19 protein-coding genes are annotated in these 19,233 nt (G+C 65.2%); 10 read left to right on the top strand and 9 right to left on the bottom strand.

Annotated features, from left to right (window positions below):
• Positions 1–150 precede the first annotated feature (150 nt).
• Genes AC1DQR_RS12770 through AC1DQR_RS12790 form a run of 5 tightly spaced genes read left to right on the top strand, consistent with a single transcriptional unit; the run spans position 151 to position 6,973 of the window.
• On the top strand, positions 151–1,611 hold the full coding sequence (locus AC1DQR_RS12770) for an MFS transporter (protein ID WP_416049573.1): 1,461 nt from the start codon (positions 151–153) through the stop codon (positions 1,609–1,611).
• Positions 1,608–3,131: an FGGY family carbohydrate kinase gene (locus AC1DQR_RS12775; protein WP_477133101.1), complete on the top strand. Its 1,524-nt coding sequence runs from the start codon at positions 1,608–1,610 to the stop codon at positions 3,129–3,131. Before AC1DQR_RS12770 ends, AC1DQR_RS12775 begins: the two co-directional genes overlap by 4 nt.
• 22 nt (positions 3,132–3,153) lie before the next feature.
• Positions 3,154–4,833, top strand: coding sequence for a glycerol-3-phosphate dehydrogenase/oxidase (locus tag AC1DQR_RS12780; protein WP_477133102.1), 1,680 nt, complete (start codon positions 3,154–3,156; stop codon positions 4,831–4,833).
• Positions 4,830–6,383 carry an FAD-binding oxidoreductase gene (locus tag AC1DQR_RS12785; RefSeq protein ID WP_477133103.1) on the top strand — a complete coding sequence of 518 codons (1,554 nt, stop codon included), beginning with the start codon at positions 4,830–4,832 and terminating at the stop codon, positions 6,381–6,383. Before AC1DQR_RS12780 ends, AC1DQR_RS12785 begins: the two co-directional genes overlap by 4 nt.
• A gap of 5 nt (positions 6,384–6,388) precedes the next feature.
• Complete coding sequence (locus AC1DQR_RS12790) at positions 6,389–6,973, top strand: glycerol-3-phosphate responsive antiterminator (RefSeq protein ID WP_416049569.1); 585 nt, start codon at positions 6,389–6,391, stop codon at positions 6,971–6,973.
• A gap of 69 nt (positions 6,974–7,042) precedes the next feature.
• Here the strand turns inward: AC1DQR_RS12790 and AC1DQR_RS12795 are convergent, their stop codons facing one another.
• From AC1DQR_RS12795 to AC1DQR_RS12830, 8 genes are all read right to left on the bottom strand, one after another.
• Positions 7,043–7,294: a hypothetical protein gene (locus AC1DQR_RS12795; RefSeq protein WP_416049568.1), complete on the bottom strand. Its 252-nt coding sequence runs from the start codon at positions 7,292–7,294 to the stop codon at positions 7,043–7,045.
• Positions 7,295–7,373: 79 nt separating this feature from the next.
• A complete protein-coding gene (locus AC1DQR_RS12800) occupies positions 7,374–7,631 on the bottom strand; it encodes a hypothetical protein (RefSeq protein ID WP_416049567.1) in 258 nt (85 codons plus the stop codon).
• 219 nt (positions 7,632–7,850) lie between these two features.
• Positions 7,851–8,669 (bottom strand): LytR/AlgR family response regulator transcription factor, encoded by an 819-nt coding sequence (locus AC1DQR_RS12805; RefSeq protein WP_477133104.1) that lies wholly within the window; start codon positions 8,667–8,669, stop codon positions 7,851–7,853.
• Between the two features lie 34 nt (positions 8,670–8,703).
• Entirely contained in the window at positions 8,704–9,825 is a 1,122-nt protein-coding gene (locus AC1DQR_RS12810; RefSeq protein ID WP_477133105.1) for a sensor histidine kinase, read from the bottom strand.
• The gene (locus AC1DQR_RS12815; RefSeq protein ID WP_477133106.1) at positions 9,818–10,120 is read right to left on the bottom strand and encodes a hypothetical protein; all 303 of its coding nucleotides are present in this window, start codon (positions 10,118–10,120) and stop codon (positions 9,818–9,820) included. Before AC1DQR_RS12815 ends, AC1DQR_RS12810 begins: the two co-directional genes overlap by 8 nt.
• 74 nt (positions 10,121–10,194) lie before the next feature.
• Entirely contained in the window at positions 10,195–10,707 is a 513-nt protein-coding gene (locus AC1DQR_RS12820; RefSeq protein WP_416049563.1) for a DUF6622 family protein, read from the bottom strand.
• A gap of 214 nt (positions 10,708–10,921) precedes the next feature.
• A complete protein-coding gene (locus tag AC1DQR_RS12825; protein ID WP_477133107.1) occupies positions 10,922–11,434 on the bottom strand; it encodes an N-acetyltransferase family protein in 513 nt (170 codons plus the stop codon).
• Between the two features lie 61 nt (positions 11,435–11,495).
• Positions 11,496–12,338, bottom strand: a complete 843-nt coding sequence (locus AC1DQR_RS12830) for a DUF6817 domain-containing protein (protein WP_477133108.1) — start codon at positions 12,336–12,338, stop codon at positions 11,496–11,498.
• On the opposite strand from AC1DQR_RS12830, the gene AC1DQR_RS12835 reads away from it, so the two are divergent.
• The 5 genes from AC1DQR_RS12835 (at position 12,307) to AC1DQR_RS12855 (ending at position 17,293) form a co-directional block, all read left to right on the top strand.
• Positions 12,307–13,041 (top strand): FadR/GntR family transcriptional regulator, encoded by a 735-nt coding sequence (locus tag AC1DQR_RS12835; protein ID WP_477133109.1) that lies wholly within the window; start codon positions 12,307–12,309, stop codon positions 13,039–13,041. The genes AC1DQR_RS12830 and AC1DQR_RS12835 overlap by 32 nt on opposite strands.
• Before the next feature lie 117 nt (positions 13,042–13,158).
• Positions 13,159–14,568, top strand: coding sequence for an amidase family protein (locus tag AC1DQR_RS12840; RefSeq protein WP_477133110.1), 1,410 nt, complete (start codon positions 13,159–13,161; stop codon positions 14,566–14,568).
• Between the two features lie 30 nt (positions 14,569–14,598).
• Positions 14,599–15,603: a Bug family tripartite tricarboxylate transporter substrate binding protein gene (locus AC1DQR_RS12845; protein ID WP_477133111.1), complete on the top strand. Its 1,005-nt coding sequence runs from the start codon at positions 14,599–14,601 to the stop codon at positions 15,601–15,603.
• Positions 15,604–15,736: 133 nt separating this feature from the next.
• Entirely contained in the window at positions 15,737–16,432 is a 696-nt protein-coding gene (locus AC1DQR_RS12850; RefSeq protein WP_477133112.1) for a dienelactone hydrolase family protein, read from the top strand.
• Positions 16,433–16,471: 39 nt separating this feature from the next.
• The gene (locus AC1DQR_RS12855) at positions 16,472–17,293 is read left to right on the top strand and encodes an alpha/beta fold hydrolase (protein ID WP_477133113.1); all 822 of its coding nucleotides are present in this window, start codon (positions 16,472–16,474) and stop codon (positions 17,291–17,293) included.
• A 315-nt stretch (positions 17,294–17,608) separates the two neighbouring features.
• Here the strand turns inward: AC1DQR_RS12855 and AC1DQR_RS12860 are convergent.
• A protein-coding gene (locus AC1DQR_RS12860) for an IS3 family transposase (RefSeq protein WP_416049555.1) occupies positions 17,609–19,158 on the bottom strand; the annotation gives its coding sequence in 2 pieces (ribosomal slippage) (positions 17,609–18,672 and positions 18,672–19,158; 1,551 coding nt in all).
• Between the last annotated feature and the right edge of the window lie 75 nt (positions 19,159–19,233).

Raw genomic sequence — 19,233 nt, forward strand, 5'->3', positions numbered from 1 at the left:
CCCCCCGTCCCCGCGATTCCCCTCCTTGACACCCTGAACCTTTCAACCTAGAGTTCGCCTGCAGATCTAGATAAGAGACCATCTGTAAGATGGTCTCTTCCTGCGTGCAGATTGCTCGGCCTCTTACAGAAATAAAACAAGGAGACCGCTGTGCAATCCACGATCAAGATCCGTGGCATCGATGATGTCATCTCGTTTATTGATTCCTGCCCAGGCATAAAAGGTAGAGCCGGCCTCATCTGGTGGCTCGCGCTGGGAGGATTGTTCCTGGACGCATTTTCCAATTCCGCATTGAGCGCCGGGCTCGGGCCCATGACGCGGAACCTCCAGCTTGCCGCTTCGCAAGTCGCGCTGCTGACGTCGTTTGCTTCGTGGGTCGCGATCGCCTTCAATCCCATTGGCGGATGGATGGCGGACCGATGGGGCCGCATTCGCCCGCTGATACTCGCGAAATTCCTGGCGGTGATTGGCGCGCTGCTGGTGGTGTTCGCGCCTGGCTTCGAAGTGATCCTCGTCGGGCGCTTCTTTGTCGGCGCGGCCTACGGTATCGACTTTGCCATCGCCATGGCAGTGCTGGCCGAGTTCACGCCGGTCAGGCTGAAGAGCCGGCTCAATACCTGGCAGGGCATGTGGTACACCGCGGTCTGCAGCAATTTGCTGCTGGCCTTGTTGTTCCATTCGTGGAATGTGGGCGACGCCATCTGGCGTTACTCCGTGGCGGCCACCGCCATCTTCGGGCTTGGCATCCTGGTGCTGCAGCTTGCGTTCCTGGTGGAGAGCCCGATCTGGCTGGCGCGCAAGGAGCGGCTGGTCGACGCCGCCAAGGCCATGACGCGGATCTATGGCCGTCCCTTTGCCGCCGCGCCGGTGGATGAGCGCCTGCCCGTGCTGAACCAGGCAAAGCGCGGGCTGGCCAACGTGCTGCTGATCTTTCGCGGTGTGTATTTGCCGCGCACCATTCTTGCGGCGACGGTGCAGATCGGGCAATCCATCCAGTATTTCGCGGTGGGCTGGTATTTGCCGCTGATCAGCGCGGCGCTGTTCGGCAAGGACTTTGTCTATGCCACGGTGGGTGCGCTGGTCTTCAACGTCTTTGGCATCCTTGGTGGTTTCATGTCGCCGCTGATCGGGCGCAAGCTGGGTTTGCGCCGCGCTTCCGCCTTTGGTTTCGCTGCCGTCTTCGTCATGCTGCTGATCCTCGGCCTGTTCAACGGCAAGATGCCGATCTGGGTGGCGGTGATCGTGCCGTCGCTGTTCATCCTTTTCCATTCAGGCGGTCCCGGCGCCAACGGCAAGAGCCTTTCGTCGCTGTCGTTTCGCAGCGAACTGCGCGCGGGGGCCAACGGCATCATCGGCGCACTGGGTTCAACCGGCGCCGCACTGGGCCTGTTGATCTTCCCGCTCTTCCGAGAGAAATACGGCCTGGAGACGACCTTTCTCATCCTCTCGATCGTGCCGCTGACGGCCAGCATCATCTGCTTTGCCATCAAGTGGGACCCGACGCGCACCACCATCCATCCTGACAACGAAGCCGACGCCCCGCAATTTGGCGGCGACGAGGCGCCGGCCCCGGCGTTCCTCAACCCGGCGATAGAGAAATCCCAACGATGAAGACCAACAGGAACGTCATACTCGCCATCGACGAAGGCACGTCCGGCACGCGGGCGGCCGTGGTTGCCGCCGACGGCCATGTCTCGTGTCTCGAGTACACGACGCTGCAGGTGGACGCGCCACGGCCCGGCGTGGTCGAGCAAGATGCCAACGCGATACTGGAAAAGACGATCGCCGTCTGCCGCGCCACCATCGCACGCGCGCAGCAAGCGCAGTTGCGCATCGTCGCGCTGGGCATTGCCACGCAGCGTGCCACCGCGGTGCTGTGGGATACCCGCAGCGGGCGGGCGATCGTGCCCGCCATGGTCTGGCAGGACACGCGCTATGTCAGCGAGCTCAGCGCGCTGGCGCCGGCCTGGGACAAGACGCTGCTCGAGCAGGTCGGGCGCCCGGTCGGCGTGCGTTCTCCCTACCTCTGGACCGCGCGCCATCTGCGGGACACGCCCGAGGTGGCCGAGGCGTTCCGCGCGGGCAGCCTGGCGTTTGGCACCATCGACACCTGGCTGCTCTGGCATCTGTCGACCGAGCGCGCCTGCGTGACCACGCCGACCAACGCCACCTCCGCCAGCGCCTACGTGCTGGCGGGGCACCGCTATCACCTTGGCTGGCTCGATGCGCTGGGTTTCCCGCACACGCTGCTGCCCGCGCTGCGCCAGGACGCCGACGATTTCGGGCGCACGCGCGCCGAGCTGCTGGGCATCGACGTGCCGATCCTCGCTTGCGCGGGCGACCAGCTTGCCGGCGCCGCGGGGCTCGGATGCCTGGAACGCGGGCAGTCGATGTGCGTGCATGGCACCGGCAGCTTCGTGGACCTGGTGATCGGGCCGCAGCCACCGGCCAAGGCCGGCCTGTACGACGGCACCCTGACCATGACCGCGCGCCGGCAGCACGATGTCTCGCATCTTTCCGTGGAGACCTTCGTGGCCACCACGGGCTCCGCGCTGAACTGGGTTTGCGAGAAGCTGCGCTGGTTCGCGAGCGCGAAGCAGATCAGCGCGCTGGCCGCCACCGTCGACTCCGCGCGCGGCGTGACCTTCCTGCCCGCGCTCACCGGGCTGCGCGTCCCGCAGATGCAGCCCGAAGCCCGCGCGTCGCTGACGGGCGTCTCCATCGCGAGCACGCAGGCCGAGGTGGCCTACGCCATCCTGGAAGGCATCGCGCATGCGGTGTCGTCCTGCATGGAGGCTAACGAGGAAGTCGCCGGCGTGCCCGTGGCCGAACTCATCGTGGGTGGCGGCCTCTCCGGCAGCGACGCGCTGCTGCAAATCCAGGCGGACCTGACCGGCATGCCGATCCGGCGCATGCGCGAGACCGATCGCGCCAGCTTGCGCGGCGTCGCCTTCTTCGCGGGCTCGTCCGGGCTGCTGTGGGACTCGCTGCAGGACGCCCGCGCGACCAACGAAACCGATGCCGTGTTCGAGCCACGCCTTGGCGCCGACCAGCGTGGCGAGCGCCGTGCGCTCTGGCACGCACGCGTCGCGTCCGAGCTGCGCCACGCGCAAACCTTCCCTCACCACTGACCAGCCAGGAGATCGCCGAAACATGATGGTTTTTCCATCCAGAAGTCCCAGCCGGGACCGCGCCGGGATGACATCCACCGAACCGCTGCGCCTGGCGCGCCAGGCGCAGCTCGATCGCCTTGGCAGCGAGACCTTCGACATCCTCATCGTCGGCGGCGGCGTGACCGGTGCCTATGCCGCGCTGGATGCCAGCCTGCGCGGCTATCGCGTTGCCCTGGTGGAGAAGAACGACTTTGCCTCCGGCACGTCGTCCAAGTCCTCCAAGATGGTGCATGGCGGGTTGCGTTACATCGAGCAGGGCAACCTTGGGCTGGTGCGTCATTCCCTGCTGGAGCGCCAACGCCTGCGCAGGAATGCGCAGCACCTCGTGCAGCGCTTGCCGTTCCTCTTTCCCGTGATGGAGAAGGACGGCGTGTTCGACAAGCGCCTGTCCAAGGCATTCGAGAGCCTGCTCTGGACCTACGACCTGGCGGGCGGCTGGCGCGAAGGCATCCTGCATCAAAAGCTCACCAAGGCCGAGGTGCTGTCGCATTGCCCGACCTTCAACGAGGATAACCTGCTCGGCGGCTTCATGTACTTCGATGCGCGCGTGGACGATGCCCGGCTCACGCTGAACATCGCCCGCACCGCGGCCTTTCACGGCGCGGCAGTGGTCAACCACGCGAAGGTGGTGGAGATCACGCGCAACGGTCACGGCAAGGTCGACGGCGCCATCATTCATGCCGGGGATCGAGAGATCCGCGCCAGGGCCGGCGTCGTCGTCATGGCCACAGGCGTGTGGCTGCGTGACTGGACCGGCCGCAAGAAGGGCGAGGAAAAGACGCTGCATATCCGCCCGGCCAAGGGCGTGCACGTGGCCATTCCCTGGCTCAAGGTCCGCAACGACTGCACCGTGACCATCCCCGTGCCGGGGCGCAACCGCCGCGCCACCATCACACGCTGGGGCAACGTCTCCTACCTGGGCACGACGGACGAAGACTACGAAGGCGATCTCGACAACGTCTGCTGCACCCGCGAGGAACTCGACTTCCTGCTGGACGGCGCGCGCTGGGCGTTGAAGACGGACCTGCAGGCCGAAGACGTGCTGGGCAGCATCGCGGGCTGCCGGCCGCTGGTGGCGCCGCCGGGGGGCAAGACGCTGGAGATCAAGCGCAACCATGAGATCCATACCGCCGCCGATGGCCTTGTCACTATTGTCGGGGGTAAGCTGACCACCTCCCGGCACATGGCCGAGCAAACCATCGACGCGGCCCAGAAGGTGATTGGCCAGCGCAACAGATGCCAGACCAAATCCGCGTACCTGCTGGGTGCCGCGGGATACGACGCGCAGGCCATCGTGGCCTCCGGCGGCTTGTCCGCCCACCTGGGCGAGCGTTATGGCACGGAAGCCCGCTTTGTCAGCGACATCCTGCAGGCCGATGCGCGCCTTCAGGCGCCGATTGTCGAAGGGCTTCCCTATACCGAAGCCGAGATCGTCTACGCCGCGCGCCACGAGCTGGCGGGGAGCGTGGACGATGTGCTCTCGCGCCGCATCCGCGCCCGCCTGATGGCGCGCGATGCCTCGGCGCGCGCCGCGTCCCGCGTGGGCGCAATCCTGCAGGCCGAGCTTGGCCTGTCCGAATCCGTGGTGGCGCAGCAGGTCAATGACTACCTGGCTGCCGTCGCACATGAAAAATCCGTTCTACTGGGAGATGCACAATGATCAGCAAGGAAGCCATCAAGCGCGGCTACAACCGTGGCAACTACATCGTCGGCGCGCACACGCCGCCGGCCTATGCGGCCACCATCAAGGAAACCGCCAGCATGCCCGGCCTGCAGCGCAACGCCGTCGCCGTGGATGCCGCGCACATCGATGCGCTGCGCGGCGTGGCCGATGAGGTGCTGACGGATACTGCCAGCGTGGTGGCCTGGACGCGCGATTGGTGGGCCGGCTCCATGATGACCGAGACCGCGGGCCGGCCGGCCACGCCGCAGGCCGTCATCGTGCGCGTGTCCACGATCGCGCAGATCCAGGCCGTCATGCGGATCGCGCACGCGGCGGCGATCCCGTTGACGGTGTCGGCGGGCCGCAGCAATGTTACCGGCGCTGCGCTGCCGGTGCGCGGTGGCATCGTGCTGGACGTGTGCGAGCTGAACAAGGTGCTGGGCTTCGACAGGGAAAGCCAGATCGTCGAGGTGGAAGCCGGTCTGTTCGGCGACGTGTTCGAGCAGACCATCCAGAAGGACTACGGCATGACGATGGGCCACTGGCCGTCGTCCTTCGCCATCAGCACCGTGGGCGGCTGGGTGGCGTGCCGAGGTGCCGGGCAGCTTTCCACGCGCTACGGCAAGATCGAGGACATGGTCTTCGGCATGGATGTGGTGCTGGCCGACGGCAGCCTGATCAGCGTGGGCGGCTACTCGCGCGCAGCACTCGGCTCGGACTTGCAGCAACTGTTCATCGGCTCGGAGGGCACGCTCGGCGTGATCGTGCGCGTGCGCCTCAAGCTGCATCGGCTGCCGGACTACGGCCGCGCCATCGCCTATGGCTTCAAGACCTTCGCCATCGGCCTGGAAGCCTGCCGCGAGATCATGCAGCGTGGCGCCAATCCCGCAGCCCTGCGCCTGTATGACGAGCTCGAGAGCCGCGTGCAGTTCAACCTGCCCGACACCAACGTGCTGCTGATCGCCGACGAAGGCGCGCGCGAGATGGTCGATGCCGTGATGGCCATCAGCGAAGGCGTGTGCAAGGGGCTCGGCGATGCGCTGGACAGCGAAGCGATCTTCGAGCGCTGGCTGGATACGCGCTACCTGACCGGCAAGAGCGCGGAAGGCTTCAAGCGCAGCCCCGGCTTTGTCGCCGACACGCTGGAGATGTCCAGTCCCTGGAGCGACCTGCCCGCCATCTACACGGATGTGGTCAACGCCATCAACGCCGTGCCCGGCACGCTGGCCGGCTCCGCGCACCAGTCGCATGCCTATGTGGACGGCGCCTGCCTGTACTTCTCGCTGCGCGGCGAGGTCGAGGTGGAGAACCGGGCGAAGTGGTATCGCCAGGCCTGGGATGCCGCCAACGCGGTGTTGATCAAATACAATGCCGCGTTGAGCCACCATCACGGCATCGGGCTGCTGCGCGCGCCGTATATGCGCGAATCGCTGGGCAGTGCGTTTGCGGTGCTGATGGCGGTCAAACAAGCGCTGGATCCCAAGAACATCCTCAACCCCGGAAAGCTCGGCCTGACGGACGCGCTGCCCCACGACCCGGATCGGTAAGCACCATGGATAAGTCCCTCGGGGCACGCCTGACGCGGCACCCGGTTATCGCGACGCTCTTCGGTGTCGAGCAGGCCGATATCCTGATCGAGAGCCACGCCGAGGTCTGCATCGTTGCCAACGTGGAGCTGCGCAAGCTGCAGCCCGTTGTGGCCACGCTGACCAAGGCCGGCAAGTACGTCATCGTCAATATCGACAGCTGCGAAGGGCTGTCGCAGGACAAGGGCGGCGTAGAGTATCTCGCCGATATCGGGGTGACCAGTCTCGTCTCGACCCGGGTGGCCACCATCCAGCGCGCCAACCGGGCCGGCCTGATCACCATGCAGAAGGTGTTCGTGACCGACCGTTCGACCTGGCCGCGCAGCGTCAAGGCGCTGGAGCAAAGCGATCCCAACCTGGTGCAGCTGATGCCCGCGCCCATGCTCGCGCATCTTTCCACCCAGGACCGCAAGGCGCTGCCGCCCATCGTGACCTCGGGGTTCGTCTGCAACAAGGACGACATCCGCAGCGCGATCCGGGAAGGCGCCGTGGCGGTGTCCACCAGCGACAGCAAGCTGTGGAACCTGGAGCCTTCTGAGCTGAAGTCCTGAGGTTCTGAAGCCCTCAAGCCTGATCGAGCGAAAGCACGCCTGCGCGTGCTTTCGCTCGCCGGGCGCTACTCAGGCCCTGGCGCCGTCGGTGTACGGGTCAACCTGGCGAGCGCCTTCGCCGAACGAGTCGAACTTGCCGGTGCGGCCGCCGTCGGTGTATGGGTCCACTTTGCCGGCCCGGAAGTTGTAGCCGTAGCGGTCACCATAGCGGTCACCGTAGAGGGCACGGTCCTGGGGGCCGGCGGCCTGGGCGGCGCCGGCGAGCAAGGCCGCTGCAAGCGCTGCGGCGGTGAGGGTGGCAATAGCAAATTTGTTGTGCATGGTGTGCTCCTTGAAAGCGGGGTTCGGCCTCTTGCGTGCCGTTGGGTCTCGTGACGTTCGTGACATAAATGGGGAGGGGTCAGAGCGGAACGATCTTCGGCTCGCCGGAGTCGGGCCCCATCAGCGGCCCGTGATAGCTCGGCGAGCCGCACGGGAACGAGTTCGGGATCGCAGGCATTTCAGGCATTCCGGGCAGCTTCGGAAACTCGCCATAGCCGGGCTCCCTGCGGATGATCATGGGCATGGGGTAGACACCGGTGCCGCCGGTCACGGCGATCCGGGCGGCCTGCTCAAGCTCGCTGAGGCGAGGCAGGTTTCCGATGGATAGGGTGGACATGGTCTTCTCCTGAGCGGGTTGTGGTGGAGGAGCGCCGGGCTCGACGCTCCCCCTTCACCACGCACATGGCATGCCATAGCCCGGCGCCGCGCAGTGTGCACGGGCGGGCATAAATCCGGAGGAAAACGATGGCGCGGCGCCAACACGCTGGGCAAGCGTCGGTGGCACGCAGACACCTGCGCAGGATTTTTGTCCGTGACTTGCGCGACACCGTTGTGCCTACATCCCCTTGAACGTGTCCGCATAAAGCCGGCTGACCCCCAGCTTTTCCGGCCGGTCGCGCAGGGTCAGGGTGAGCTTGCCGCTGTCATCGCGCAGCGCGCTGGCAATGGCCGTGCAGCGTACGATGGTGCTGCGGTGGACCTGCCAGAAGCACGCCGGATCGATCCGCATCTGCAGCTCCCGCAGCGACATGCGAATCAGGTGCTCGCGCTGCGCGGTGACCACCCGCACATACTTGTCCGCGGCCTCGAAGTACAGCACTTCGTCAATCGGCACCATCGTGATGGTATTGCCGGCGCTGGCCTGGATCACCTGCAACGGGCTGGCCGCCGGTGCGGCTGGCGGCGCGGGCATGCCAACGCCAAGCAGCACGCGCAACTGATCCATGGCAGCATCCAGCGATGGCGGGGCGGCGTGCGGGGCCGCACGCTGTTGCAACGTGGCCTGCAGGCGCGCGCAGGTTTTTGCCAGGCGGTCGGTCTGCACGGGCTTCAGCACGTAGTCGACGGCCGCATGCTCGAATGCGTGCAAGGCGTATTTGTCGTAAGCCGTCACGAAGACGATCAGCGGGAACGGCTTGGCCGAGTCGGGCCAATCCTCGGCCAGGGTCTGCGCTGCCTCCAGACCGCTCATGCCCGGCATGCGGATATCCAGGAACAGCAGATCGGGCTGCAGCGCGAGCGCCTGCGCCACGGCAGCCTCGCCGTCGCCTACGGTCGCGACGATGTTCAGCGTCGGCCACAAGCGGGCCAGCTCAGCCTGGAGGTCCGCGGCCAGCAGCACTTCATCTTCGGCGATCAGGGCAGTGGTTTGCATGGAGGCGATATCGGGCAGGGTGGGCGGCAGTCAATCAGGATAGCGGAAGGCGCACGATGGCCAGCGTGCCGCCGTCGCCATCGCCGCCATCGCCACCATCGCCGGCGCTCAGCAGCTGGAAGCTCGCGGCTTTGCCATAGAGCTGGGCGAGCCGTTCGCGCACCTGCGATGTGCCAAAGCAGTCAGGGCCAGGCGGTAGCTCGCTCAAGCCCACGCCGGTGTCGCGCACGGCGAGCACCAGCGTGCCGCCTTCGCGGCGGGCCGTCACCTTGATCCAGCCGCCCGCGACGATGGGCTCCAGCCCGTGCTTGATGGCGTTCTCAACCAGTGGTTGCAGCAGCAGCGGCGGCACAGGCAGGTTGGCGAGGCCGGCGGGCAGGTCGAGCTCGACCTGCAGCCGCGCGCCCATGCGCACCTGCATCAACGCCAGGTAGTCGGCGATGCGATCGAACTCGCATGACAGCGGATGCGAGCCGGAGCGCGACGCCTGCAGCGTGGCGCGCAAGAACGAGATCACCTGGTTCAGCATCTCTTGCGCGCGCTGCGGATCCTGCCCGATCATCACGCGCAGGTTGCCCAGCGTATTGAACAGCATGTGCGGCTCCAACTGCGACTCCAGCAAGCGCAGCTGGTTCTCCGCGGCGCTGCGCATGGCCGCCTGTGCCCGCGCGTCCGCAGCCGCCATGCGCCCGCGCGCATAGTGGAAGTAAGAGATGCCGAGCGCCAGCACCAGCGCCACCGTCATGCTCAGCAGCAGGGCGCGCGGATTGCGAATCAGATCCAACGGCGTGCCATGGCTGCCGGTGAGCATGTTGGCAATCGCATGCCCGCCAAAATAGCCCACTACGCCAGATACGACGATCCACGGAAACATCCACTTCCAGTCCGGCCAGCGCCGCTGCGTGGTGGGAGCGCCCGGCGAGGCATTGGGCAGCCGGCGCGTGAGGCCATAGCGGCCCAGCTTCACCAGCGCCTGAATCATCATCGTGATGCACAGGGCATAAGCCAGGTTCATGCCAAACGGCTCGCGGAACACGACGGAGAAGAAGCCGGCGGCACCGAACGCCACGGGCACGCCAATCCGCAGTTCGCGAAACAGCCAGGCCAGTTCCTTGGCTGGATAGCGCATGCTGCGCCGTGGCCGGATGTCAGCCACCAGCAACGCCTTGCGGCATCTCAGCCTGCGGGGGTCGCGCGCGCAGTTCCGCTGTGGTACTGCCCTCGCCATGCGGCGTCCAGCCCGGCGGCATGAACAAGTACCCAAGGAACGCGCGCAAGCTGCGCGCGCCGGCCAGGTCGCGCAACAGATGCACCCATTGCGTGAACTCGATCCGCAACGGATTCGCGCGATCGATGCGCTGGCGGCGCGACAAGACGATGGCCTCGATCAAGGCGAATGCCAGTACCGACGGAGCAGCGATAAACAGCTGAAACTGATCGAGTGCATTCATGGCTGTACGCCTGGACGTGGTTCGGGATAGCGGTTGCTGGCTTCAGTGGCTGGTTTTAGTGGCGGTTTGAGTGATCAGCCCGGCACGCTGTTGGGCATTGCCTGCCGGGTCAGCCTCCAGGTCACCAGGCTACGTGAGAGGAAGATACCGCTAACGGCACCATAGATAAAGCCGATCGGCATCGCCACGCCGCCATGCCACAGCAAGCCGGGGTTTACCGCCATGGCCACGCTCACGCCGTAGCGGATGATGAACAGGCAGAGGATCAACGCCAGCGGCACCCAGCTTGCGGGCACCAGCAGGCGGCGATCAGCCTCCAGCCAGCGAATGCCGCTCCAGGCGCCGATGGCGTGGGCCAGCGCCAGCGCGACAGCGACACCAAATCCCCATCCAAGCAGCGCGAGCGGCTGCGCAGAGAAGGCAGAGATGACGCCGCCCAGCGAGACCACCGCCATGGCCACGGGCACAGCCGTGGCGCGTGCCGGCGTCATCCGCCTGGGGACGGTTTGCGAGAAGCCGAGCGCGATCAGGCCCGCGAGCAGGATCCAGACCCATCGGGGCGTGTGATGGAGGATTTCAGTGAGCATGTGAGCGTCCAGTCTTGTCAGGGGGAAACGCGATGGTGCTCATGTTCGGCCGACGCCGGCTCGGTGTGCGAATCAGTGCGATGAAACGCCGGATGGTGTCGCGAAGTGCAGGCGGTGCAGGTCGAGTCGCCAGCGCTTGGCTGGCGGTCCCGGGCGAGGTAGCTGAAGTCGGGTGTATCCGGCCTCGCTTTTTGGGGGCTGCCCGGGCTGGACTCTATCCAGGCTGAGGAAACCTGGCCATGGAGATATCGTCCAGATATGACCCGTCGGGCAGGCGTATCCGCTTCTCGAAACGTCCTTCCTGAACAAAGCCAAAACGCGCATAGAGAACGCGAGCCCGGTTGTTGGTTGCGCGCACGCGCAGTTCGATCTTCTTGACGGCCGGCGTGCGATCCGCCCATTCCAGCAACGCTGCCATTAGCGCCGTTCCGATCCCAAGGCCAAGGTGCCCGGGATGGACGACGATCGTCAGCGTGAACACGTGCGCAATGGACTCCAGTCCCAACGGCTCCAGCAGTGCGTGGCCCACCAGCTTGCCGTTGACCTCGGCTACGAGATAGGCGCCTATTGTCGAGAGGACTTCGATCTTCTGCGCGAATGCGGATTCGTGGAACTCATACGGCTGCGATACAAGCAGGCCGGGGGTGGCGGCTGTTGTCCGCTCGGCCGAGCAAAGCGCCGGGGCATCTGCCTTGGTTGCTTTCCGGATTTTCAGGGTCTCTGGCATGGCAGGCTTGTCTATGGGGTGCATTGGTACCGGGGGACGTCCCTGGCTGATGCGGGCTTTTCTACACCCCACGAGCCTTGTAATCAGCTAGTACCACCCGATAGGCCGCGACGGCACCACGCGAAAGAAACAGCCGCCGTGACTCAAATGCGCGCAGCCAGAATTGAACCACGGCTTGAGGAACGCCCTTCTGGTTTGCAGCTTGCTCGACAATATTGGCCACCTCGATTTCCAACAGCGCCGCATAGGTGCCTCTGCTGATGGCAACCCGATGCCCATGCTTTGGCGCAACCATGTGAAATGGGCCCTCGATCGGCACGTTGTATAGCGCTCTGCGTTCGGCGATGCAGAAGGCGTAGGCAAGGTTCTCCGCCTCGGTCCCTATCAGGCCGGCAATCGTCCCGCGGCGCGAAAGCGGCTGTGCCTTGGTCGCGAACTCTTCCGTGCCGTAGATGCTGTGGAATGCTCCGGCCAGTGCAACGAAGTCGGGATTGCCCCAGGCGCCAAGAAGCGCATAGGTTCCGATCAGATGCGCGGACAGGGGGCGGCCGTGGTGATTGATGTCATCCGCTCCCAACTCAGATAGCGCGTCCCGCAGCGTAGCTGCGTCGGTGATCTCACGGTTCATTCTTTGCTTGCCGTCATTTGGGCACCAGGCAAATGATAGCTGCGCCACGATTGGCAATGCGCAAGCGTTTGCTGGTGCCGGGCGGGCCTGTGGGGCCGGGGCGTTGTAGGCGCTCCCTCCGCGCACCGGGAATACCCGTATTGGAAGAATCATCCAGCCGATCATAATCCTGATAATGATGATCATAAATAGGCTGTAAGCGATGTCCAAGGATCCCAAGCCCCAAATCTCTGGCACCAGGCGCGTGAAGCGCTCGGACCAGGTGGTCACCGACATCAAGCGCTGGATCGTCCAGACCCACCAGAAGGTCGGCGACAAGCTGCCGCAGGAGGCGGCCCTTATCGAGCAGATGGGCGTGGCGCGCGGGACCGTGCGCGAGGCGCTGGCCGCCCTGCAGGTGCAGGGCCTGGTCACCGTCAGCACCGGGCCCAACGGTGGTGCCACGCTGGCGCAGCCCTCGTACGATCGTTGCCTGGAGGCTGTCTCCAACTTTCTGTACTTCCAGCCGGTCGATATCGCCACGCTGTACGCCTTGCGCCGCGCGGTAGAGCCCGAACTGGCTGCCAACGTGGCACTGCGCCTGACCGACGCTGACCTGGCCGAGCTCGATGCGCTGATCGGACTGAGCCATCCGGCGCACGGAGGCAGCGCGGACTGGAACGAGCGGCGCGAAGCGGACCTGCTGTTTCACGACCGGCTGACCGATGCGTGCAGCAGCCCCATGCTGGCGCTGTTCTGCCGCTTGCTCAACGACATCATTCGCCGCGTGATCGTCGTGCGCAATGCGCAGGACAGCTTCGAGCGTTTCGACGATGAAATCCTCCACAGCCACACGGGCCTGATGGACGCCTTCCGCGCGCGCGATGCCGACCGTGCACGCGCGCTCATGCACGAGCATATGGAGCACGCCGAAGCCCTGGCCCTTGAGGCCGAATCACGCGTCGACCGGGGAAGCCTGCTGATGAGCCCTAGCGGCTAAGCCACCGCCGCGCGGGCCCGCCCGCCGGCATCCACCATCCGCCTCACCAACCTCCCACTTCTCCCGCTTTGCATTGGGGGCGGGATCGCTTTTGCCCGAAATTCCTGGAGTCTCAACGTGAATACCCCCGAAACGCTGTGGCGCTGGAGCGCCGTCGATATTGCCGCCGCCGTGCGCCGCCGCGACATTTCCTGCCGCGAGGCCACCGCCAGCGCGCTCGCACGCATCGAACAGCTCAACCCGCGCATCAACGCATTGGTAGAGGTGCTGGCCAGGCAAGCGCTGGCGAGTGCCGATGCGGCTGACCAGCAAGTCGCCAGCGGCGCGCAACTTGGCCCGCTTCATGGTGTGCCGGTCACGATCAAGATCAATGTGGATCAGGCCGGGCACGCCACCACCAACGGCGTGATCCCGCTCAAAAACAACATCGCGCATGAAGACGCGCCCGTGGTGGCGCATTGGCGCAATGCCGGCGCCATCATCGTGGGGCGCAGCAACACCGCCACCTACTCGTCGCGCTGGTTCACGGATAACGGCCTGCACGGCCGCACGCTCAACCCCTGGGATCCGGATATCACGCCCGGCGGCTCCAGTGGTGGCGCCGCCGCCGCGGTGGCTTGCGGCATGGGCGCGCTAGCCCATGGCAACGACATCGGCGGATCCATCCGCTATCCGGCCTATGCCTGTGGCGTGCCCGGCTTGCGGCCAACGGTCGGCCGCGTCCCCGCATACAACCCCAGCGCCAGCGCCGAGCGCAGCATCACGCCGCAACTGATGTCAGTGCAGGGTGCCATGGCTCGCAGCATGGCCGACCTGCGGCTCGGCTATGAAGCCATGGCGCGCTACGACGCGCGCGATCCGGCGTGGGTGCCGGCGCCGCTAGAGTTGCCGCCACCAGCGGGCCCGATCCGCGTGGCGCTCTTCAAGCATTGCCCGGGCATTCCCATCGATCCGGCGGTGAGCCACGCACTGGACAGCGCCGCCCATTGGTTGCAGCAAGCCGGCTACACGGTGGAAGAAGCCGCTTTGCCCGACTTCCTTGAAGCCGCCGCGCTATGGCGCACGCTGATCACGGACGACAGCCGCCGCAACATCATCGCCGGGGTGGATCAGCACGGCGACGAAGCCATGCGGCGCAGCCAGCGCAACATGATCGAGGGCATGGCGCAAACCAGCCGCGATGGCTTTCTCGATGCATTGGCGCGGCGCCAGACAATGGCGCGCAACTGGTCGGTCTTCCTGGATAGCTATCCGCTGGTGTTGATGCCGGTGTCATGGCAGCGGCCCTGCGCGCAGGACGCGGACATTGGAACGCTTGAACAAACGCACGCACTGCTCGACGCCCAGAGCCCGCTGCTCGCCACCGCCATGCTTGGCATGCCGGGCCTATCTGTACCCACGGGCATGGCCGGCGCCATCCCCGTTGGCGTGCAACTGATGGCCTGGCGCTTCAGGGAAGACCTGCTGCTGCGAGCCGGGCAGGTCATCGAAGACGCAGCGCGCTTCACACCATTCACCGCCCGGTAATCCCCTTCGCAAACCAACCAGGAGCATCCAATGAACGACCGCAACCATAACGCCGCTGTGCGGCTCTCGCGCCGCGCCATGCTGGCCGGCACTGCCGCCGTCCTGTGTGCGGGCAGCGTGATCTCGCGTGCAGCGTGGGGCCAGACTGTCTCGCGCATCATCGTGCCGTTCCCGGCCGGCGGGCCAGCCGATTTCATGGGGCGCTTGCTGGCGGAGAAGTTGAAGGACGCGATGGGCCGCACCGTGATCGTCGACAACCGTCCCGGCGCCGGCACCCGCGTGGCGGCCGAAGTCCTGAAGAACGCGCCCGCAGACGGCAACGCCGTGCTGCTGGCGCCAGTGGACCCGATGTTCATCGGTCCGCTGATCTACAACAACATGCGCTTTAATCCCGTTACCGACTTCAAGGCCATCACCGATGTGGCCGGCGTTCAGTTCGGGCTGGCGGTGAGCGCCAGCTCGCCGATCAAGACACTGGCAGATTTTGTCCAGGCGGCCAAGGCCCGTCCCGCCGAACATTCCATCGGCATCAGCACCGTTGGCACGTTGCTTCATTTTCTCGCGGTGGAATTCGTTGCCCAATCCCATACGGGCAGCACCCTGGTGCCCTATCGCGGGGGCGGCCCCCTGGTCACGGACCTGATGGGCAACCAGATATCCGCCGGCATGGACGCAACCACCACCTTCATGGAATATCACCGCGCCGGCAAACTCCGCGTGCTGGCGGTGGCCGGCGACAAGCGCGCCGATGCGCTGCCCAATGTGCCCACGTTTGCGGAGTCCGGATTCCCAAACCTGGTGACCTCGTCGCGCTATCTGCTGTATGTGCGCGCGGGCACCGCGCCCGACGTGGCCGCGCAGTGGGGCGACGCCGTGCGCAAGGTCCTGGCCATGCCGGACGTGCGGGAGAAGCTGGCGCGCACCGGGTATGACCTGCTGCCGGGTGGCGCGCCGGATGAGGTCGCCAGGTATGCGAACGCGCTTGCCGCGCGCTGGACGCCGGTGATCAAGGCTTCGGGATTCAAGGGGGATTGAGGGGGCGCCGATTGCCCGCGCGCGCTGGCGGCCGGCGTCGCCCGGCGCACGCAACTTGGTCTGTCGTCTCCAACGATTTCGCCTATAACTGTACGGTGGTACGTCCGGCACACCAATGCAAGGGAGACTTTCCATGGGCAAGCGCATCACCATCGACGTAGCCGACGGCAGCTTTGCCGCCTATCTGGCCACGCCATCCGCCAACGCGCGCGGCACCGCCATCGTCGTGATCCAGGAGATCTTTGGCATCAACGCGGACATGCGGCAGACGTGTGACGACTTTGCCAGCCAGGGCTTCGTTACCATCTGCCCCGACCTGTACTGGCGGCAAGAGCCCAATGTGGAGCTGACTGACAAGACCGAGGCCGAATGGAAAAAGGCGCTGGCGCTCTACACCGCGTTCGACGTGGACAAAGGCGTGGCAGACCTCGATGCCACCATTCAGGCCGCACGCAAAGCGCCGGGCGTGAGCGGCGGGGTAGGCACGGTCGGCTATTGCCTTGGCGGCCTGCTGGCGTTCCTGACCGCGGTGCGCACCAACGCAGATGCCGCGGTGTCCTACTACGGCGTTGGCATCGACAAGCATCTGGCCGAAGCCGGCAAGCTGTCAGCGCCGCTGTTGATGCATATCGCCGAAGAAGACGAGTTCGTGCCGCCGCAGGCGCGCGCAACCATCATTGAAGCCCTGCGCGAGCGCCCCAAGGTGGAAATCCACACGTACCCCGGCTGCATGCACGCCTTCGCGCGCAACGCTGGCGTGCACTACAACGCCGACGCAGCCAAGGCCGCCAACGCGCGGACGCTGTCTTTCTTCCAGGCGATGCAGTAATCCGGCAGGTCCCGCTGCAATCCACAAGGAGGTCATTCCATGAGTGAGATCACTACCAAGGACGGCACGCACATCTTCTACAAGGACTGGGGCACGGGCCAGCCCATCGTGTTCCATCACGGCTGGCCGCTCAGCGCGGACGACTGGGACGCGCAGATGCTCTTCTTCCTCTCCAAGGGCTTCCGGGTGATCGCACACGACCGCCGCGGCCACGGGCGCTCCACGCAGACCGACACCGGCAACGAGATGGACACCTACGCTGCGGATGTCGCCGCGCTGGCCGCCCATCTGAACCTGAAAAACGCCGTGCACATCGGCCACTCCACCGGCGGCGGCGAGGTGGCACGCTACGTCGCGCAGCACGGCGCCGGCCGCGTAGCCAAGGCGGTGCTGATTGGCGCCGTGCCGCCGATCATGGTCAAGAGCGCCACCAACCCGGGCGGCCTGCCGATGGAGGTGTTCGACGGCTTTCGCAGGCAGCTAGCCGCCAACCGGGCACAGTTCTACAAGGACGTGCCGTTCCCGTTCTACGGCTACAACCGCGGGGGGGTCAAGCCATCCGAAGGCATCATGGCGAACTGGTGGCGCCAGGGCATGATGGGCGGGATCAAGGCGCACTACGATTGCATCAAGGCGTTCTCGGAAACGGACTTTACGGAAGACCTCAAGAAAATCGATGTGCCGGTGCTGATCCTGCATGGGGACGATGACCAGATCGTGCCGATTGCGGATTCGGCTTTGCTGTCAGCGGAGTTGGTGAAGCAGGGCACGCTGAAGGTTTACAAGGGGCTGCCACATGGGATGTGTACGACCCATCCTGATTTGATCAATCAGGATTTGCTTGAGTTTATTCGGAGGTAGGGAGAGGACGAGGGGAATGCGGTAATTTTTGGCGCTTGCCCTTGGCGGGCGGCCTGCGAGTTTGGGGGCGCGTTGAGTAAGCTGCTGACGTGCGAGGTTTATAGCCCCGCTGATGCGGGGGGGTGTCTCTTGTGGGCGGGGTTTTACTGCTTCTAGCTGCTGTCGCGACTGGGCGACTTTGATGGTTGATGGGCTGGACGTGTTTTGGCGCTTCTAGCTGCTGTCGCGGCTGTACGGTGTTGGCCGTTTTAGAACGTGTGAGATGTCACTTTTCTTTACTCGCGGCGTGTGTCAAGGTAGTTGTCGCCTCAGCCGTTACGCTGCTTGCTTGTAATTCTCTCCGTTTTGTTGTGCTCGCTCCGGGTTCAGGTACACAGCATCTGGTAGTTCCCAGTTGCGGATGCCCGTGGTCCAACGCTGCGGATTCCGGGCGCGCACAACTTCATACAGTGCCGTCCTCCGCGCCAACAGAGCGGTGGCTGTGCCCTGATGCCGCTGGTTGGGCGTGACGTATTTCAGGCTGCTGTGTCGATGCTCGTCGTTGTACCAGCGCACGAAGCGCAGCACCCAGTCACGCGCTTGTTCCAGGCTATCGAACGGGCGTTCCGGCCACATCGGGCAGTACTTCGCCGTGCGGAACAGCGCTTCGGCATAGGCATTGTCGTTACTCACCCTGGGCCGGCTGTAGGATGGCACCACCCCTAGGTCATACATTGCTGCCAGCATGGTGGCCCCTTTCATGGCCTTTCCGTTGTCCGAGTGCAGCACCAGCGGACGACCCGCTGTCTGCTCCCGCAAACAGCCGTGCATCAGCAGGCGGCTGGCGTGCTCAGCCGTCTGGCTCTCATGCACCTCGTTGGCTACCAGCTTGCGGCTGTAGATGTCCTTCATCATGTACCAGTAGAAGAACTTGCCCTTGACCGTGGTCGGCAGCCAGGTGATGTCCCAACACCACACCTGATTCGGACCCGTGGCCCGGTGCGTCGTCAGCGGGCGCGTGCACGGGGCCTTGCTGCGGCCACGCCGACGGCTTTGTCCCGCTTCATGCAGCACCCGGTAGATCGTCGATACCGATCCCACGTAGATGCCCTCATCCGCCAGCTTTGGCACGATCTGGTGCGGCGTCAGACTCGCATAACCTGGCTGGTTCGCCGCCCTCAGCACCGCCTGCCGTTCTGCTTCGCTGAACTTGTTGGCCGGTGCATCACGACGCGCTTCAAGCCGCCCGTCGGCGGGGGCTTGCCGCCAGCGCTGCATGGTCCGCTCGGTCAAACCAAGCGCCTCGCACGCCTTCGCCTGACGGGCCCCGGCGCCTACGGCTTCATCGATCAACTCTATGGCTTCCAAGCGATCCGGGGTGCTGATCAGTCTTCCTCGTCCCGTCCCCAGATCGCTGCGGCTTTTTTTTGCAAGACCAGCAGTGCCGCCGTCTCCGCCAGCGCCGCATTCTTGCGCTTGAGCTCGCGTTCCAGCTCACGCACTCGCCTGCGCGCCGCTTCGTCTTCCCGCCGCTGCGCCAGCGTTCGCTTGACGGGGGTAGCCGCATTGGCCTGCTCGCACGCCTCACGCCATTGCTGAATCTGCTCCGCCCGGATGCCCTTTGCGCGGCAGTACTCCGACAACTCCGCTTCGCTTAGCGGCGCTGTCTCCAACACAACGCGAAACTTGTCCGCGCTGGACCATTGATCACTCTGCTTTCCGTCACCCGGCACAATTCTTCCTGCTTCTCTCGCCATCCTGCGCCAAGTCCGCAAGGTCACTGTCGTGATCCCTGTGGCCTTGGCCAACTCCACTATCGACCGGTTCAGCGGCGGCATCATCTGCTCCACCACCCATTCCCGATGCTCGATTGCATATCGTGTCATCACCTATTCGCACACCGCCCTCCATTTTGCTTCACCAAGGAGACGGAGACGACAAGTATCCTGACATGGAGGGCT

It is taken from the genome of Cupriavidus sp. 05L411 (genome assembly GCF_056398045.1).

Excerpts from the sequence above, each read along its gene's own strand:
- AC1DQR_RS12815 (WP_477133106.1), bottom strand. The coding sequence starts at position 10,120 with ATGAATGCACTCGATCAGTTTCAGCTGTTTATCGCTGCTCCGTCGGTA.
- AC1DQR_RS12800 (WP_416049567.1), bottom strand. The coding sequence starts at position 7,631 with ATGTCCACCCTATCCATCGGAAACCTGCCTCGCCTCAGCGAGCTTGAG.
- AC1DQR_RS12845 (WP_477133111.1), top strand. The coding sequence starts at position 14,599 with ATGAACGACCGCAACCATAACGCCGCTGTGCGGCTCTCGCGCCGCGCC.
- AC1DQR_RS12805 (WP_477133104.1), bottom strand. The coding sequence starts at position 8,669 with ATGCAAACCACTGCCCTGATCGCCGAAGATGAAGTGCTGCTGGCCGCG.
- AC1DQR_RS12825 (WP_477133107.1), bottom strand. The coding sequence starts at position 11,434 with ATGCCAGAGACCCTGAAAATCCGGAAAGCAACCAAGGCAGATGCCCCG.
- AC1DQR_RS12780 (WP_477133102.1), top strand. The coding sequence starts at position 3,154 with ATGATGGTTTTTCCATCCAGAAGTCCCAGCCGGGACCGCGCCGGGATG.
- AC1DQR_RS12775 (WP_477133101.1), top strand. The coding sequence starts at position 1,608 with ATGAAGACCAACAGGAACGTCATACTCGCCATCGACGAAGGCACGTCC.
- AC1DQR_RS12830 (WP_477133108.1), bottom strand. The coding sequence starts at position 12,338 with ATGTCGGTGACCACCTGGTCCGAGCGCTTCACGCGCCTGGTGCCAGAG.
- AC1DQR_RS12790 (WP_416049569.1), top strand. The coding sequence starts at position 6,389 with ATGGATAAGTCCCTCGGGGCACGCCTGACGCGGCACCCGGTTATCGCG.
- AC1DQR_RS12820 (WP_416049563.1), bottom strand. The coding sequence starts at position 10,707 with ATGCTCACTGAAATCCTCCATCACACGCCCCGATGGGTCTGGATCCTG.
- AC1DQR_RS12855 (WP_477133113.1), top strand. The coding sequence starts at position 16,472 with ATGAGTGAGATCACTACCAAGGACGGCACGCACATCTTCTACAAGGAC.
- AC1DQR_RS12850 (WP_477133112.1), top strand. The coding sequence starts at position 15,737 with ATGGGCAAGCGCATCACCATCGACGTAGCCGACGGCAGCTTTGCCGCC.
- AC1DQR_RS12795 (WP_416049568.1), bottom strand. The coding sequence starts at position 7,294 with ATGCACAACAAATTTGCTATTGCCACCCTCACCGCCGCAGCGCTTGCA.
- AC1DQR_RS12785 (WP_477133103.1), top strand. The coding sequence starts at position 4,830 with ATGATCAGCAAGGAAGCCATCAAGCGCGGCTACAACCGTGGCAACTAC.